The sequence below is a fragment of the Pseudoalteromonas sp. Bsw20308 genome, from assembly GCF_000310105.2.
In the GTDB taxonomy this organism is placed as follows: Bacteria; Pseudomonadota; Gammaproteobacteria; order Enterobacterales; family Alteromonadaceae; genus Pseudoalteromonas; species Pseudoalteromonas fuliginea.
The window spans coordinates 257,369-274,211 of the sequence record NZ_CP013138.1 but is presented as its reverse complement, the minus strand read 5'-3'; the positions used below and the strand labels follow the sequence as shown (position 1 = coordinate 274,211).

The following is a 16,843-nucleotide window of genomic DNA, read 5'->3' as shown; positions in this document are numbered from 1 at the left end:
TTTTTAATGGTAAATCAAAGCAATCTCCACTAGAGTAAAGTTACTCTAAAACGCAGGGCCGCCGAGTGAATAATTACATTTTATTACTAACAATTACTTTAGGATTAAGTAATTATGGCTATGCTGCTGAAAAAAAAATATACGCTTGGGAAGATAAAAATGGCGTGTTAGTGTTCTCAGATACACCGCATAGAGGCGCGACGGAGGTAAAGCTTACAAGTCAGCACCTTACAATGCCTGCGACCAATACTTATATTTTAAATAACCAACCTCAACCCCAAGAAGCAGCGTTTAACATTGCTATTTTGTCACCAGAGCATAATCAGACAATTCATGAAAATACAGGCACGGTATATGTTACCAGCCGTATAACACCACGGTTCGAAAGTGGGTTAACAATACAGCTGTTTGTTGATGGTCAAACACATGGCCCTGCTAGTCATGATTCAACCTTTGCTATAAAAGATGTTGAACGCGGTGAACATACATTGCAAGTAAAGCTGTTGAATAATAAAAACCAAATTATTGCCGTGAGCCAACCTTATGTGTTTTTTATGCGCAGAAAGGGCTTAATACCAATCCGCAATAATACTTGATCAATTTGAGGGCTTAAGCTTGACGCTAACTGTGTTAAAAATTTCTGATATAGAACAACTAAATAACGAATTTTTTGCCCTGTTATCGACACGGTTTTCATACCTCAAAATAGCTCACTTAATTAAGCAGATTGGTATAACATTCAAGAACTAAATTTAAGTTTAAAACTGAGGCGCAGCAGTGCATTTTATTAATATTAATTGCCTGCAAATATTAGCGCACTAAAATGGTGCAACTATGATTAATAATGAAATTTTCAGCCCAGAACTGCTTGACGCTATCTGGCAAAACCAAACAACAGCGGTCATGTTGCTCGATAAAAAATTTACTGTTGTTTATGCTAATACCAGTACGAGTGAGTTACTTGGTCTTGGTACTAAACGCTTGTTAGATCAACCTTTCGATAGCCTTTTTAATTACCATTCTATTGACTTGAAACGTATTGAACAGTATTCATTAATTGATGGCGTTGATTGCCAGCAACATAGAGCTGACGTGGTTTTTAGCGATTCTCGTCATGCCAAGGTAGCAGTCAGCTCAAGACAGCTTAAATTTAAAGACACGTTATATATATTATTAGAATGGCGCCAAACAGATGATGAAATAAAGCACGACCAAGCATCAAACCAAATGCATCAATATCAAGCTGCACGAAACTTAATTCGTGGCTTAGCGCACGAAATTAAAAATCCTTTAGGTGGAATTCGCGGAGCGGCGCAGTTATTGCAGTATGAAGTTGATCAACAAGAAAGAGACCAATGCGCTGAGCTTATCATTGAGCAAGCAGATAGATTGCGCGAATTAGTAGATAGGCTCTTAGGGCCAAATCAGCTACCGCAAAAGTCTTATGGCAATATTCATCAAACCCTAGAGTCGGTTATCAGGCTAAGTACGTTAGATAATTGTTCTAATATTGGCTTAGTGAAGGATTATGACCCGAGTATTCCTGATGTATATATTGACCAAGGCAAAATACAACAAGTCGTATTAAACATTGTTCGAAATGCCCAACAGGCGCTCGTTGATGGCGGTGAAATAAAAATAAAAACCCGCATAAACCATCAACATCGTCGCCCAGGTAAAGCACCTAAAAAAGCCTTGTTGATCCAAATATCTGATAACGGACCAGGCATTGACCACAGCATACGCGAAACATTGTTCTACCCGATGATCACCAATAAAGAAGGTGGTTCAGGACTTGGACTTTCTATTGCGCAAACGCTTATTGATCAGCATGACGGCTATATTGAATGTGATAGCTGGCCTGGACATACTGAATTTAATATCTATCTGCCCTTTGCAGATTAATGTTTGGAGTTTGCATGAAAACAGTTTGGCTTGTAGATGATGATGCATCAATTCGTTTCGTACTCGAAAAGGCACTAACCCGTGCTGGGTTTAATGCTGAGAGCTTTTCAAATGCGCAAGATGTATTAAGCGCACTAAAATTTAGCCAACCCGCTGTTTTGGTGTCGGATGTAAAAATGCCCGGCATGGATGGCATGGCTTTACTTGAGCTTATTGCAGAACAAAATCCTGGGCTACCGGTTATTATAATGACCGCGCACTCAGATTTAGATTCGGCCGTTAATGCCTTTCAAAAAGGTGCTTTTGAGTATTTAGCTAAACCGTTTGATTTAAACGAAGCGGTTGCCCTTGTTGAAAGTGCATTTAGAGCAAACTCTACAAAAAAAACTAAACGTAAGCAGGCCCCACCTAAAAGTGCACACATAATTGGTGAAGCACCCGCTATGCAAGAGGTATTTAGAGCAATAGGTAAACTGTCAGCCTCTAGCATGAGTGTATTAATAAATGGTGAGTCTGGCACAGGTAAAGAACTGGTCGCCAGCGCCTTGCATAATCATAGTCCACGTAAAGAAAATCAATTTATTGCACTTAACATGGCCGCAATTCCAAAAGAGCTTGTTGAGTCAGAATTATTTGGCCACGAAAAAGGCGCATTTACGGGCGCTGACAGTGTGCGTAAAGGGCGTTTTGAACAAGCCAATGGCGGCACGCTTTTTTTAGATGAAATTGGTGATATGCCTCTTGATGTGCAAACACGTTTATTGCGCGTGCTTGCCGATGGTGAATTTTATCGTGTGGGCGGGCATCAAAGCATAAAGGTGGATGTACGCATTATTGCAGCTACGCATCAAAATCTGGAAGACTTAGTTAAACAAGGTAAATTTAGGGATGATTTATTTCATCGTTTAAACGTAGTACGCCTACGCTTGCCAGCTCTTCGGGAGCGCACTGAAGATATTGATCGCTTGTCGCAACATTTTTTGCACAAAAGCGCTAAAGACTTACAAGTAGAAAGCAAAGTACTCAGCCCTAAAGCAACAGAGCAGCTTAAACTCTTTAATTGGCCCGGTAATGTACGTCAGCTCGAAAATACGTGTCGTTGGCTTACTGTGATGGCGCCAGGTGAACTTGTTACAGAACAAGATTTACCACCTGAGATCCTTGATGCCTCGCCAATTCAAGAGGAAGGTGATTGGCTTGATGCATTTCAACAATGGCTTAACCACGAACTTAAACAAGGCAAAGAAAATATTTGGCCCGATATTCAAGCACAACTAGAAACTCGGCTAATAAAAACAGCTCTCGCCAATTGTTCTGGCCATAAACAAGATGCAGCTATAAAAATTGGCTGGGGACGCAACACGTTGACCCGTAAGTTAAAAGAGCGCAATATTAGCTAATTAAACGTGTCTAACAAATTTGGTTATTGATGAAGCTAATCGAACATATTCCATTATTCAAACAAATGGAAATTATAAACAGGCTACACTTTTTTAAAGAGTTTACGCTCAACGAACGTCAAATATTATTAGAGTCGTTTGGCCTGTTGTATTTAATTAACCAACAGCAATTTTTATTTAAGCAGTTTGATAACGACAAACATTTATACATTGTACTAAGTGGCGCCCTTTTAGTCTTTAAGCATAATCACTTATTAGAACTAGGTACTATTGAGCCCGGTGAATTTATAGGTGAAGGCGCCTTTATTGGTAACAGACAAAGAAGTACCAATGCCCAAGCTAAAAGCGACACTATCGTACTCGCTATAACTCCTGAAGCATTGACTCGTTTACCTAATGTTATACGTGAAAAAATTAAAGACCGTATTATCGAGGGCATGAGCGAACGAATTGCAAAACTAAGTGAGCATATAGAAACCCACGGTTAACTCTATCACTCAGCCCATATAAACAATTTGTAGTGGCAATCAAGCCAGTTGGGGCTATTAACGTGAGCTGTAAACCTGTAAGTATCGGATGGTTTGGCGCCAAAGGGCGTATTTATAAGTGGTCGTGAGTGACTGTATGTTTGCGAATGATTTTTGTAATAAATGACAACGTAACCATATAAATACTCCCAACTCAGCCTAACTATTGCGCCACTTGGTAGTGTAAATTCAACATGTTCATTTGCAAATTTGACCGCTAAATCATTGTACTTGTCTTCGCTGCATTGAGTTGTTCGTAACTTTTTAGACATAACAAAGGTTGTACCCGCCACTGCATTTTTTAGATAAAAGCCTATATTGCCATCACCATAAAAATGATTGGAACGCGTTGAATAGTTAACTTGTGGCTCGTAACCTAGCCCCTGCATAATAGTAGCTAACTTCTCAGTCTCTTTTGGGTAAATTTTATCGCTTGATAAGAGTAATGTGGCTTCACTAAACTCTGATGGAATTGCCAGCTCAACATATTCATAAGGGAGCGATTGTGCTTTTAGCGCAGCATCGAGCTGATTGCGCTGTTCATCTTGCAAGTTTTCACTAAATACATACACGGTAGGTTGTTGGCACGCAGCTAATAGTAATGCCAACACACATATTAAAATTCCATTTTTCATAGTTACCCCTTTTTGATTACAATTGTAGTCTATTAAAGGTAACTATTTATGGCAATTTAATTTGTTTGGCTATCTAACCAAGCATCAACACTTTTGCGAGTATATAAAACTTCTTTAAACAAACGATGACGTTCAAATTCAAGTTTTGTTTTTCTCGTGGCATCACCACTAACTAAACGGCTATGGGTATCATTGAATTTTGAAATTACAGAAAAACCGCGCTCATCTTGATCAGCTTGCTTTTTTACAGAATTAGCAAGGTGCTCTCTAACATCGTCAGCAGTTAACATACCTGAATTATCTAATCCCATTAGCTCTTTTTTCATTGCTAATCTTACGCCCATTTCCTACTCCATTTAATGAAAAATATTTATTCCGCCAAAGTTTTAGCAATTAGCAGGCCATACGTAAAATTAACTGCTGCAAAGCTTAACCTTCAATTGCTTCAGTTTTTTTAAAGACAGACAAAATACATAAAAACTTTCATAACTATTTACCTATTACAATTAGCTAAAGTCACTTGCTTTGGTGCAAAAGTAGCTGCAAGCCTTTATACTAAAGCTTGTGCGTTACCCCACCGAGAGCAAATATGAACGAAGAATACATAGAAATAGAATTAGAAGAAGAGCCGATTGAGCTCTGTAAATTATTAAAAGTACTAAACTTAGTTGAAGGTGGCGGCCAAGCTAAAAACCTAATAACTGAAGGCTATGTGGGTGTTAACCATGAAATTTGTACAATTAAACGGAAAAAATTATACAGTGGTGATGTGTTAGAGTTTGATGGTGAGTTTTTTCAACTATCACTAAGTGCGGATGCAATCCCTGCAGAAAAACCTCCTGTACAAACTCACACTGAACCAAAGCCGGCGGTCTCTCAACCAACAGTTCAGCCTGCTAAAAGTAAGCGTAAGCGAACTAAAAAGCCAAAAGTAGATGACAAAACAGGACGTCGTCCTATTTCATTTGGTTAAGTGTTTAAAACCCCCTCTTTTTATATAAAAAGGCCAACTTATATAGTTGGCCTTTTTACTCTTCAATAACCTAGGGCGTGTTAGTAAATAATAAAAATAAGGTGGTTACATGCCTGTCAATACATCCCAACATTGGTTTAATCCTGCTGTATAGGCATTAACTCGTATGGAACTTACTTGGCGTTATTGTATTTTTTATGCAGATGATGACTCCCAAGATAATAATTAAACCAACTATAAATCAATAAGCTGCGCATTCTAACATTCCTATTTAGTTAACCATTACATTTACTATTGCCGTATTAAGAGGCACTTTTGGCCGGTTTTACTTTGTGTGAGTGTTAAAGTTACGCAACAAGGCTGGTTACAGTAATTATACCAATTGCATTAAATTAGTGGGCTATTATAACGCTAAGAAAATAGCGTAATCACGAGGCGAAATTACGATATATAGTTGTTCTATAAAAATAATTTTTAACGCAGTGAGTGCGCTATTTAATGCGATAAAATGATTGTTTTTTAATCAAGTAGGTATCAGTATGGGCCGAATAACGTTTGGCCCCCTCCCTCTTTTAAATCATCCTTGAAAATAAAGTTTTCAGCATCATCTCTATCTTGGTAACTGTATAAATTTCGTTCTCTAAGTATGGTTTTTTACGCTGGTATGTACTTTGCAACTCAAGCACTACAGAGGTCACTCTTCAAAATATTTTTATAATTCATAAAGGGGCAAATAATGAATAATAGTTTCGACACCCAACATCAGCTCACAATTAATGGTGAGCAATACCATATTCATTCTCTAAAAGGACTTGGTGACAAAGCAAAACGATTGCCCTTTTCCTTAAAAGTATTACTCGAAAACCTCCTTCGTAACGAAGATGGCGCAAACATTAAAGAACAAGACATTCAAGCTCTGCTTAATTGGGATCCTCAAGCAAAACCAGCATCTGAAGTTGCCTTTACCCCAGCTCGTGTTGTTATGCAAGATTTTACAGGCGTACCCGCTATTGTTGATTTAGCCGCAATGCGTGACGCAATGGAAAAATTAGGTGGGGACCCTGCAAAAATAAACCCGTTATCACCTGCTGAACTTGTGATTGACCATTCGGTACAAGTAGATGGCTACGGAAATGATGGTGCATTTGATTTAAATGCAAAACTTGAGTACGACCGAAATAAAGAACGTTACGAATTTTTGCGTTGGGGGCAAACCGCTTTTGATAATTTAAAAGTAGTGCCACCCGCAACCGGTATCGTTCACCAAGTAAACCTAGAATATTTAGCGCGCGTTGTTTTTAATGAAGAGCGCGATGGCAAAAAGTTCGCTTACCCAGATACGCTTGTAGGGACTGACTCTCACACCACTATGATTAATGGTTTAGGTGTGCTTGGTTGGGGTGTAGGCGGTATTGAAGCCGAAGCAGCAATGCTTGGGCAGCCAATTAGCTTACTCATTCCACAAGTAGTGGGTATGAAGCTAAGCGGCCGCCTACCTGAAGGGACCACCGCAACTGATTTAGTATTAACAGTAACAGAGATATTACGTAATCATGGTGTAGTGGGTAAATTTGTCGAGTTTTATGGCGACGGTCTTGCCGATTTACCACTCGCTGATAGAGCAACCATAGCTAACATGGCACCAGAGTACGGCGCTACGTGTGGTATTTTTCCGATTGATGATGAAACTATTAACTATCTTCGCTTAACAAACCGCGATGAGAAGCAACTAAAACTCATTGAAGATTACGCTAAGCACCAAGGCTTATGGCGTAACGACGGTGATGAAGCAAATTACACCGACACACTCGAGCTTAAATTAGATGATGTTGTACCAAGCCTTGCAGGACCTAAACGTCCTCAAGACAGAATTGCCTTAAATGAGGCTGGCAAAGTTATTAGCGAGCATTTAAAAGGCTTTCAAGATGAGCGTATGGCTCGTCGTGATAAAAGTGATGAAGAACAGGCTCGTATCGAAAGTGAAGGCCCGGCAACAAACCCCGATGAACCTGTTGATGAAGCGCAATTTATGGGCGTCGCTAAAGTTAAATTTAAAGGGCAAGAGTTTGAGCTAAACGATGGCGCATGTGTTATTGCCGCCATAACCAGTTGTACTAACACCTCGAACCCGAGTGTAATTTTAGCCGCAGGTTTGGTCGCTAAAAAAGCGAAGCAATTAGGTATTAATGTAAAACCTTGGGTTAAAACATCCCTTGCTCCAGGCTCTAAAGTAGTTACTGATTATCTAGAAAAAGCAGGCTTGATGGGTGACCTAGAAAGTCTAGGCTTTAACTTAGTTGGCTATGGCTGTACGACGTGTATTGGTAATTCAGGGCCACTTGCAACTGAAATATCAGACGCGATTCAAAAACATAAATTGGTAGTGAGCTCTATTTTATCGGGTAACCGTAACTTTGAAGGGCGTATTCACCAAGATGTTAAGATGAACTTTTTAGCGTCTCCTCCGCTTGTTGTTGCATACGCTATTGCAGGTAGAACAGATATTGACGTATACAACGAACCTCTAGCTCAAGATCCTAACGGCAACGATATTTACCTTAAAAACATTTGGCCAAGCGTTAAAGAGGTTAGTGACTTAGTTAAAGAAACAGTGACTAAAGAAATGTTCGCAAGAAGCTACGCTAACGTTTATGAAGGTGACAGCCGCTGGCAGCAAATTCAAATACCTGATGGTAAACTTTATGATTGGGACGATGCATCAACCTACATTAAAAAAGCACCCTTTTTTGATGGCATGAAAGTAGAACCACCGGGCATTCCGACGATTGAAGGTGCGCGCTGTCTAGCTAAGCTTGGGGATTCAGTAACCACTGACCATATTTCTCCGGCGGGCGCTATTAAAGCTGACGCGCCAGCAGGTTTATACCTGCAAGAAAACGGCGTAGATAAAGGCCAGTTTAACTCGTACGGTTCACGCCGTGGTAATCACGAAGTAATGATGCGCGGTACTTTCGCCAACGTTCGCCTTAAAAACTTATTAGCACCGGGAACTGAAGGCGGTGTAACACGTACCCAGCCAGAAAATGACTTAGCAAGTATTTATGATGCAGCTATGGAGTATCAAAAAAACGGAACTCCGTTAATTATCTTGGCCGGTAAAGAGTACGGTACGGGATCATCTCGCGACTGGGCAGCTAAAGGTTCTCTTTTATTAGGCGTTAAAGCGGTTGTAGCGCAAAGCTATGAGCGAATTCATCGCTCTAACTTAATTGGTATGGGTGTATTACCGCTGCAATTTAAAGAAGGTGAAAGCTACGAGTCACATGGGCTAACAGGGCAAGAGCAATTTGATATTGATGGCTTGTATGATAAAACCGATGAAGTCACCGTTATTGCAACCAATGCTGAAGGTAAAAAAGTTAGCTTAAGTGCCGATGTACGTATTGATACCCCTAAAGAGTGGGATTACTACAAACACGGCGGCATTTTACAATATGTACTGCGTAATATGCTCGATTAAGCAAAGTATGTTTTAAAAATAACAAAGGCCTCCCTTTTAATAAAGGGAGGCCTTTTTGTGACTGGCCATACATTAATTGTATCGAGCTACTTTACTGTTGAGCATGATATTAAGGGGATAATGGTCGCGGCTGCATATATTGCTATAGGGGTACTATTGCCACTTCGACAAAGATATATTTAACCATATTATTCATGGAAGCCGAGAAACGTTATCGCGACGTGCCTATAAAAACCTTAGCTTTATTATAGACCGCTTAAGCTATTAATTTCTTTGTTACGTTTTTCAAGTTTATCTTGTACGCTCCCTGCATCTTCAAATAACTTTTGAACAGAATCAGGATCTAAAATACTTATTGTTTCTGATGCTGCTGACATACTTGATACTTTTGGAGTGTTATTTAAAATAGACGTATCTTCTGCGGCAATAACTGTAATATCTTTTGGATTGAGTTTAACCTCAATGCTTTTTGCATGCGGATTTGGCGTGTCTGAAAAATGCCATTGACCTGTGTCATCTTGCCATTTAAAAATTTTACTATTTGAGGCTGTAGAGCTCACTATTTTTTCGCTTGCTTGCTTTACGTTATGTACAGCATTATCAAATGTATTACCGGTGAGCGTCGCTATTTTTTCTTTAATATGATGCGACTTGTCACTCATTGATGACACTGAAAGCCATGTTTTACCATCGGGCTTTTTTAAATAAAATAAAGATATGAGCGCAATAGTCATGATTGATATTGCTAAATAGGCAAAGTATTTCATAGCGTTCCTGCTTTAAATTAATCCTTTATCCTTTGAGTCTAATTAAAAATACTTAATCCGGCAATTTTTTCACAATAAAAAAGCAGCCGAAGCTGCATTTTTATTTTCGATTTAGCTATACGTGTGCCGCGTCAAATACCATCGCCATCAATGTGTAACCCACACTCACGATTTAAACCAAAGAAACGAGTTTCTTCTTCTGTCATACCCGGCTCTAATTTACGCGTAGTGTGTACATCTCCCATCGACACATAACCTTGCTCCCATAATGGGTGATAAGGTAAGTCATGCTTAGTAAGATACTGATACACATCGCGATTCGACCATTCAATAATCGGGTACACTTTAACTGTGCCACGACTAATTTCTACAAACTGTTTATCTGCACGTGTAGATGATTGATCGCGTCTTAAGCCACTAAACCAAGTACCCGCTTCTATTTCTTTTAACGCACGGGTCATTGGCTCTACTTTATTAAGCTGATTATATTGCTTAATTCCACCTTCGCCTTGCTCCCATAATTTACCAAATTTAGCCTCCTGCCATGCAGGACTAAGCTGCGCTCTATACACCTTTAAATTAAGTGATAAGCGCTCGCTCATTTGCTCAATAAACTGATACGTTTCAGGAAACAAATAACCTGTGTCGGTTAAGACAACAGGAATATCTGGACGTTGTGAGGTCATTAAATGCAGCATTACTGCCGCTTGAATACCAAAGCTAGATGATAAAAAGGCCGTATTAGGCAAGTTATCAAGCGCCCATGCAACACGCTGTTCTGCGCTCATATTTGCTAGTAAACCATTAGCATCAGCTAACATAGCCGCTTGGCTTTGTTTATCTAGCTGTAAAATGTTTTTAAATTCACTCATGGTAAATTCCAAACCTCACCAGCGCTTAGCGCTGGTATTTAATTAAGCGTGAAAATCGGTTACTGATACTTTTACTTCAGCAACAATGCCTTTGCGAATAACAAAGTCACCAAAACACTCACCGTCGTTGCGCTCTTTAGCCCACTGGCCAATTAGCTTATCGAATGCGTCTAGGTAAACATCTTCGCCTACGTTCTCAAGGTACAATTTAGGAATACGTGTGCCTTCTAAATTACCACCTAAGTAAACGTTGTACTTACCAGGACCTTTACCTACTAAACCAGCTTCAGCAAGCATTGCGCGGCCACAGCCGTTCGGGCAACCTACAACGCGCATAATAATGCTGTCATCTGGTATACCGTGCTTTGCAAGTAATGCTTCTGTTTTTTCTACTAGGCTTGGTAAGTAACGCTCTGCTTCGGCCATTGCAAGTGGGCACGTTGGCAGTGAAACACACGCCATTGAATTTTTACGCTGCTGCGAATCGGTGTCATCAATTAAGCCATGACTACGGGCGATTTCTTCAATTACCGCTTTTTGATCTGCAGGCACACCGGCAATAATTAAGTTTTGATTAGCCGTCATGCGCATATCACCTTGGTGAATTTCAGCGATTTTACGACAACCGGTTTTAAGCGGTTTGTCTGGGTAGTCTAAAATACGACCGCTTTGAATAAATAATGTTAAGTGGTGCTTACCATCAATGCCTTCAACCCAACCAATACGATCGCCACGATGAGTAAACTCAAACGGGCGACTTGGCGCAAACGTAACGCCTGAACGCGCTTCTACTTCAGCTTTAAATACATCAACGCCTACACGGTCTAATGTGTATTTAGTTTTTGCATTTTTACGATTTGAACGATTACCCCAATCGCGCTGCACAGATACAACATGCTCTGCAATTTTTAAGGTATCTTCTAGCGGTATAAAACCAAAGTCATCGGCTTTACGCGGATAAGTTGCTGTATCGCCGTGCGTCATGGCAAGGCCACCGCCCACTAATACGTTAAAACCAACAAGCTTGCCGTTATCAGCAATAGCCACAAAGTTTAAATCGTTAGCGTGTATATCAACTTCGTTATTAGGCGGAATTGTTACCGTTGTTTTAAACTTACGCGGTAAATAGTTAGATCCTAAAATTGGCTCTTCTGTGGTTTGCGCTTTTTCTCCATTTAACCAAATTTCGGCATACGCTTTTGTTTTTGGTAATAAATGTTCAGAAATCTTTGTAGCCCAATCGTAAGCCTCTTGATGTAGCTCAGACTCAACTGGGTTAGTAGTACAAAGCACATTACGGTTAACATCACCTGCGGTAGCAATAGAGTCTATGCCCACGCTATCAAGCATTTGGTGCATGCCTTTGATGTTTGGCTTTAGCACACCATGAAACTGAAACGTTTGACGCGTTGTTAAACGGATGCTGCCGTAGCTTGTTTTTTCATCAGCAAACTTATCAATTGCTAACCACTGCTCTGGCTTGATAATACCGCCAGGCATACGTGCACGTAACATTACATTATGTAGGGGCTCTAGCTTTTGCTTAGCACGCTCACCACGTATATCACGGTCATCTTGTTGGTACATACCGTGAAAACGTATTAGCTGAAAGTTATCAGCGGTAAAGCCACCGGTAATTTCGTCTTTTAAATCTTGTTCTATGGTGCCACGTAAAAAGTTACTTTCTCTTTTCAAACGCTCGTTATCAGAAAGCTTTACGTTTTTATCTTGTTCGCTCATTTTAAATCCTAAATTTGTTACAGTGACGGCTGTTAGCTGTTAAATAAAATAAGAAACGTGATTAATACACGTCTTTCTGATAGCGGTTTGCGCTACGCAAATCTTTTAAGTATTGCTCTGCGTCTTCATCGCTCTTGCCTGTGTTTTCTTTGATGATATCGACCAAGGCGCTGTGTACATCTTTTGCCATGCGATTTGCATCACCACAAATGTAAAAATGAGCGCCAGCTTCTAACCATTCAAACACGTCTTTACTGTTACTGCGCAACTTGTCTTGCACGTATACTTTTTCGGCTTGGTCGCGGCTAAATGCAACATCTACTTTATTAAGTAGGCCCGATTTTAAATAACCCTGTATTTCTACTTGGTATAAAAAGTCTTGAGTGAAATGTGGGTTACCAAAAAACAACCAATTTTTACCTTGTGCTTCACGCGCATCACGCTCTTGTAAAAATGCACGGAACGGCGCAATGCCCGTACCTGGGCCAACCATGATCACCGGTGTATCATCGTTAGTTGGTAGGCGGAAGTTATCGTTATGTTCGCTAAATACTTTAACTTTACAGCCTTCTTCAGCTCGGCGAGTTAAGTAACCCGAACAACCACCTAAGTGCTCACTATCAAACGCATCAAACTCAACTAAGCCTAGAGTTAAATGCACTTCGTCTTCAACCTCTGCTTGACTAGATGCAATTGAGTACAAGCGAGCTTGCAGCTTACGTAGGCAATCGACTAATGTTTGCGCATCAATTTTTGCTGGATTTTGGCGAATTACATCAAATATCTGGCGAGGTTCAATATACGCACGCATTGCAGCTTTATCTCCCACAAGCTTTAATAATTCAGGCGTACCTGTTGCTGTTGCGTATTTTTCTACAAAACCTGGGTATGACTGAGTCAGCTCTAGTTTTTCAATAAGTGCGCCGCGTACGCTTAGCTCTTCATCACCTACTTTTACAATGCTTGCTGCATCTATTTGAGTGAGTGTAAGTACTTCATCAACTAATACATCGTCATTTAAAAAGTACACACCTAATGAATCACCTGGTGTATAAGTAATGTCTGAACCTTCAAGTGAAATTTCAACGTGGCGTACATCTTTAGTTGAGTCGCGACCGGTAATTTTTTGAACTGTTAAAAGCTCTGCTTCAAATGGATTTTGTTTTGTATATTGGCTTGAAGCGGTAGTTGGTGAACCAAAAGGCATAGCTAAAGCTTGACCGCCGGCGGCATCTTGTTGCGCTTTTAAATCAGGTTCAAATGCATCAAGTGCACCGGCGATCCATGTTGCAGCTTCATCTTCGTAATCTACATCTAAATCAGCACGTTGATATATAGTTTGTGCACCAAGTTTATTTAAGCGCTCTTCAAAGTCTTTTGCTGTTTGACAGAAAAACTCATAGCTAGAATCACCCAAACCAATAACGGCTATTTTTACATCGTCTAGTTTTGGCGCTTTTTTAGTGGCTAAAAATTCATGTAGTGTTTCACCGTCTTCAGGAGGCTCACCCTCACCATAAGTAGACACAACGACAGTTAAAAACTTTTCTTTTTTCAGGGCTGTTGGTTTGTAATCAGACATGCTAACCAATTTAACTGCTAGGCCTCGTGATTCGGCCTGCTCTTTCATTTTGGTAGCAACACCTTTTGCATTACCCGTTTGCGAACCATATAAAATAGTTAGTGCTGCAGAATCGCCATTAGCCTGTGCGCCTGAAATAGGAGCTCCTAGCGCAGCTGAATTAGCATTAGCAGCTAAGTAACCACTTACCCACGCTTGTTGAATTGGATTAAGTTCAGCCACTAAACCTTGCAGCTTCTGTACTTGCTCTTGCGATAGCGGACTTGCCGCAGCATTTAGTTGACCTAACAACATGAATCGATTCCCCATAACCCTGAAAATTAAACACAATACACTTTATGTATTGTTAAAAAATGAGTTTTACCTCATCCAGAGTGTATCTGTTGAGGTTTTCTAAGTATGTAGGATAACGGGGTCTGCATAGATAAAAAAAGAATAGAATCTGCTTTGATATTCCATTTAGTTATTAATTTATAAAATCACCTTCAAAAACAGATTAAAGACTTATTATTGCTTTTTATCGAATTTTAAATTAACAATTTTGTAACCAAACTAATATAAGGTATATTCTTCATTCAAAATAAAAAATAGGAATACTCATGTCATACGGGACATATAAAAACAAACTACTTAGTACGGCTTTATTACTCGGCTCACTGCCAGTAATGGCCAATGTAGCTAATGGTAGCTTTGAACAGTGGTCAGGAAATACACCTGCATCATGGACTACTATAGATAGCGGTATTAACTTATCACGCTCAACTAGCACAGTGAAAAGCGGTAGTAGCTCTGCTGCTGTAAATGTAACAACTGGTTCGCAAAGTAACACGGATTTACTACAGCAAATTGCTGTTGAAGCAGGTCAAACTTACGATTTTTCTGCTGATATTTACCATACGGAAGGTAAAATTAAAGCCCGTTTGTATGTCGATGGTTACCAAGGCTATTCAAATGAGGCGCAAACGAATCAATGGCAAAAAATCAGCCATAGCTACACAGCAAGTAGCAGCAAAACAATTAACGTGGGTCTGCGTTTTTATGATGTTAGTGGATTTGACGGTAGCGAAATTGTCTACGTAGATAATTTTTTACCAAATAGCGATGGTGGCTCATCAACAAGCTGTTCTGACAATAGCCTTACCCTAACGCTTAATACCGATAATTATGGCAGCGAAACAAGCTGGTCTATTAATAATAGTCAAGGTAGTTCAATTGCTAACGGTGGTGGTTATGAGTCAAACACTCAGTATGATGAACAAATATGCTTAACTGATGGGGCATACACGCTTGTAATTAGTGATAGTTATGGTGATGGCATGTGTTGCTCTACTGGTAATGGTAGCTATACACTTAAGCAAGGCTCTATCACTCTTGCCAGCGGTGCGAGCTTTAGCAATACAGACAGCTCAGCTTTTGAGTTAGGAAATTCTGGTACAGAACCTGGTAATGGCTCTGGCGGAACTAATCCAACACCCACTGGTTATTATGTAACGACACAGGGCTTAACTGGCTATGCGTTGAAAACTGAGCTTTATAATATTACTAAAGATCATAATGCACAGGGTTATTCGGCGATTTGGAATTTTTATGATTCATCAGCACGTGATAAATACTTTGAAAACGATAATAGTATTTTAGATATGTATAGCGAAAAGCCAAACGGTTCAGACAGCTATAACTATACAGCCGTGAGCGATCAGTGCGGTAATTATAGTGGAGAAGGCGGCTGTTACAACCGTGAGCATTCATTTCCGAAAAGTTGGTTTGGCGGCACTATTGAACCTATGAACTCAGATGTTCACCATATTTACGCAACCGATGGTTATGTAAACTCAAAGCGTAGTAACTATCCATTTGGTGAAGTATCAAGTGCTTCATTTACATCCACTAACGGCAGCAAATTAGGTTCAGCTACAAGCTCATTAAATTACTCAGGTACTGTATTTGAGCCAATTGATGAATTTAAAGGTGACTTTGCACGCGCTTATTTTTATATGGCAACACGCTACGAAAATGTAATTGGCTCTTGGCAAAATATAACTACCTCAAGCAACGCAGTACTTAACGGTTCACGCAACCAAGTATTTGAAAGCTGGGTTGTAGCCATGCTGCTCAACTGGCATAACAGTGATCCTGTGAGCCAAATGGAGCTAGATCGCAACCAAGCCGCTTATGAATTTCAAGGTAATCGTAATCCATATATCGACCATCCTGAATTTGTAGAGATGATTTGGTAATAGCGAATAAACAAAGTAAGAGCCTCAGCATTTTCTGAGGCTTTTTTATTACCCACTATTGAAAGACCACATTACTGCCATCCTTAGTACTAAAACCGCTTTCTCCAAAAGTAATAAGTAGACTTTGCCGATTATGCACTACAACAACTTGCTTAGCTGAATACATTGATAACTTATAACCAACGTTAACCAATAGTCCTGAAAGCAACGTAAGTTCAGCACTCGTAAATGGTTTTCGCTTATTGTTATTAGCCCAATCTAGAGCGTTTATCGTAAATATATTCGGTGATTTAAAAGAGTGCTGAACTAATTTCACAATATTTTGTATCTGCTCGATAGATGGCTGGTATTGAGTAATCCCTAAGCTTAATAAATAACTTTGAATGGTATACATATCACTTATTACTAAAATAAAAAACACATCATAAAAGCTCAAGTTAAGTTGAGGTAAAGCACTTTAAATAACTTAACCTGAACTCTGGTTAAGAGATTTACTAACGTATTGAATCATGGTGATATTTAAATTTATTTCTCTAGCTAGAGATTTTCAGTGAAAACAAGACGAATTTACGCGCCAATAGCTGCCTATTGTAGGTAAATTCAACGCAGTTAGCGCTGAAAGTAGCTGCTCGAGATAAATTTATTATCCAGAGTTTAGGTTAACTTATATAAAAACTAGTGCGTGTTTATCTTTCGAGGTTGAATTTTCAGCTTTAGGCAAGGC

Annotated in this window: 13 protein-coding genes and 1 pseudogene; 7 read left to right on the top strand and 7 right to left on the bottom strand. The window is 39.7% G+C overall.

What is annotated here, in order from left to right; genetic code table 11:
- Positions 1 to 65: 65 nt before the first annotated feature.
- The 4 genes from D172_RS01155 (at position 66) to D172_RS01140 (ending at position 3,793) form a co-directional block, all read left to right on the top strand.
- Positions 66 to 596, top strand: a complete 531-nt coding sequence (locus D172_RS01155) for a DUF4124 domain-containing protein (protein ID WP_007376207.1) — start codon at positions 66 to 68, stop codon at positions 594 to 596.
- 238 nt (positions 597 to 834) lie between these two features.
- Positions 835 to 1,905, top strand: a complete 1,071-nt coding sequence (glnL, locus tag D172_RS01150) for a nitrogen regulation protein NR(II) (protein ID WP_007376206.1) — start codon at positions 835 to 837, stop codon at positions 1,903 to 1,905.
- A 14-nt stretch (positions 1,906 to 1,919) separates the two neighbouring features.
- Positions 1,920 to 3,305 (top strand): nitrogen regulation protein NR(I), encoded by a 1,386-nt coding sequence (gene glnG, locus D172_RS01145; protein ID WP_007376205.1) that lies wholly within the window; start codon positions 1,920 to 1,922, stop codon positions 3,303 to 3,305.
- A gap of 29 nt (positions 3,306 to 3,334) precedes the next feature.
- Positions 3,335 to 3,793 (top strand): Crp/Fnr family transcriptional regulator, encoded by a 459-nt coding sequence (locus tag D172_RS01140; protein ID WP_007376204.1) that lies wholly within the window; start codon positions 3,335 to 3,337, stop codon positions 3,791 to 3,793.
- A gap of 9 nt (positions 3,794 to 3,802) precedes the next feature.
- Here the strand turns inward: D172_RS01140 and D172_RS01135 are convergent.
- Both D172_RS01135 and D172_RS01130 read right to left on the bottom strand, forming a co-directional pair.
- A pseudogene (locus D172_RS01135) lies at positions 3,803 to 4,467 on the bottom strand (hypothetical protein).
- 56 nt (positions 4,468 to 4,523) lie between these two features.
- Positions 4,524 to 4,811 carry a hypothetical protein gene (locus tag D172_RS01130; protein WP_007582180.1) on the bottom strand — a complete coding sequence of 96 codons (288 nt, stop codon included), beginning with the start codon at positions 4,809 to 4,811 and terminating at the stop codon, positions 4,524 to 4,526.
- Positions 4,812 to 5,056: 245 nt separating this feature from the next.
- Between D172_RS01130 and D172_RS01125 the strand changes: the two genes are divergently transcribed.
- Positions 5,057 to 5,440, top strand: a complete 384-nt coding sequence (locus tag D172_RS01125) for an RNA-binding S4 domain-containing protein (protein ID WP_007376201.1) — start codon at positions 5,057 to 5,059, stop codon at positions 5,438 to 5,440.
- A gap of 736 nt (positions 5,441 to 6,176) precedes the next feature.
- The gene (gene acnA / locus D172_RS01120; protein WP_007376200.1) at positions 6,177 to 8,921 is read left to right on the top strand and encodes an aconitate hydratase AcnA; all 2,745 of its coding nucleotides are present in this window, start codon (positions 6,177 to 6,179) and stop codon (positions 8,919 to 8,921) included.
- A gap of 245 nt (positions 8,922 to 9,166) precedes the next feature.
- Here acnA and D172_RS01115 read toward each other — a convergent pair whose 3' ends face one another.
- The 4 genes from D172_RS01115 to D172_RS01100 all read right to left on the bottom strand — a co-directional run bounded on the left by D172_RS01115 (position 9,167) and on the right by D172_RS01100 (position 14,176).
- The gene (locus D172_RS01115; RefSeq protein WP_007376199.1) at positions 9,167 to 9,688 is read right to left on the bottom strand and encodes a DUF4124 domain-containing protein; all 522 of its coding nucleotides are present in this window, start codon (positions 9,686 to 9,688) and stop codon (positions 9,167 to 9,169) included.
- Between the two features lie 131 nt (positions 9,689 to 9,819).
- Positions 9,820 to 10,560: a phosphoadenylyl-sulfate reductase gene (locus D172_RS01110; protein ID WP_007376198.1), complete on the bottom strand. Its 741-nt coding sequence runs from the start codon at positions 10,558 to 10,560 to the stop codon at positions 9,820 to 9,822.
- A gap of 42 nt (positions 10,561 to 10,602) precedes the next feature.
- On the bottom strand, positions 10,603 to 12,300 hold the full coding sequence (cysI, locus tag D172_RS01105; RefSeq protein WP_007376197.1) for an assimilatory sulfite reductase (NADPH) hemoprotein subunit: 1,698 nt from the start codon (positions 12,298 to 12,300) through the stop codon (positions 10,603 to 10,605).
- 61 nt (positions 12,301 to 12,361) lie between these two features.
- On the bottom strand, positions 12,362 to 14,176 hold the full coding sequence (locus D172_RS01100) for an assimilatory sulfite reductase (NADPH) flavoprotein subunit (RefSeq protein WP_007376196.1): 1,815 nt from the start codon (positions 14,174 to 14,176) through the stop codon (positions 12,362 to 12,364).
- A 305-nt stretch (positions 14,177 to 14,481) separates the two neighbouring features.
- Here D172_RS01100 and D172_RS01095 point away from each other — a divergent pair, with 305 nt between their 5' ends.
- Complete coding sequence (locus D172_RS01095; RefSeq protein WP_007376195.1) at positions 14,482 to 16,119, top strand: endonuclease; 1,638 nt, start codon at positions 14,482 to 14,484, stop codon at positions 16,117 to 16,119.
- A gap of 55 nt (positions 16,120 to 16,174) precedes the next feature.
- On the opposite strand, the gene D172_RS01090 is transcribed toward D172_RS01095, so the two are convergent.
- A complete protein-coding gene (locus tag D172_RS01090) occupies positions 16,175 to 16,513 on the bottom strand; it encodes a hypothetical protein (RefSeq protein WP_150115546.1) in 339 nt (112 codons plus the stop codon).
- Between the last annotated feature and the right edge of the window lie 330 nt (positions 16,514 to 16,843).

Excerpts from the sequence above, each read along its gene's own strand:
- D172_RS01125 (WP_007376201.1), top strand. The coding sequence starts at position 5,057 with ATGAACGAAGAATACATAGAAATAGAATTAGAAGAAGAGCCGATTGAG.
- D172_RS01110 (WP_007376198.1), bottom strand. The coding sequence starts at position 10,560 with ATGAGTGAATTTAAAAACATTTTACAGCTAGATAAACAAAGCCAAGCG.
- glnL (WP_007376206.1), top strand. The coding sequence starts at position 835 with ATGATTAATAATGAAATTTTCAGCCCAGAACTGCTTGACGCTATCTGG.
- D172_RS01090 (WP_150115546.1), bottom strand. The coding sequence starts at position 16,513 with ATGTATACCATTCAAAGTTATTTATTAAGCTTAGGGATTACTCAATAC.
- cysI (WP_007376197.1), bottom strand. The coding sequence starts at position 12,300 with ATGAGCGAACAAGATAAAAACGTAAAGCTTTCTGATAACGAGCGTTTG.
- D172_RS01095 (WP_007376195.1), top strand. The coding sequence starts at position 14,482 with ATGTCATACGGGACATATAAAAACAAACTACTTAGTACGGCTTTATTA.
- D172_RS01115 (WP_007376199.1), bottom strand. The coding sequence starts at position 9,688 with ATGAAATACTTTGCCTATTTAGCAATATCAATCATGACTATTGCGCTC.
- acnA (WP_007376200.1), top strand. The coding sequence starts at position 6,177 with ATGAATAATAGTTTCGACACCCAACATCAGCTCACAATTAATGGTGAG.
- D172_RS01130 (WP_007582180.1), bottom strand. The coding sequence starts at position 4,811 with ATGGGCGTAAGATTAGCAATGAAAAAAGAGCTAATGGGATTAGATAAT.
- D172_RS01100 (WP_007376196.1), bottom strand. The coding sequence starts at position 14,176 with ATGTTGTTAGGTCAACTAAATGCTGCGGCAAGTCCGCTATCGCAAGAG.
- D172_RS01140 (WP_007376204.1), top strand. The coding sequence starts at position 3,335 with ATGAAGCTAATCGAACATATTCCATTATTCAAACAAATGGAAATTATA.
- glnG (WP_007376205.1), top strand. The coding sequence starts at position 1,920 with ATGAAAACAGTTTGGCTTGTAGATGATGATGCATCAATTCGTTTCGTA.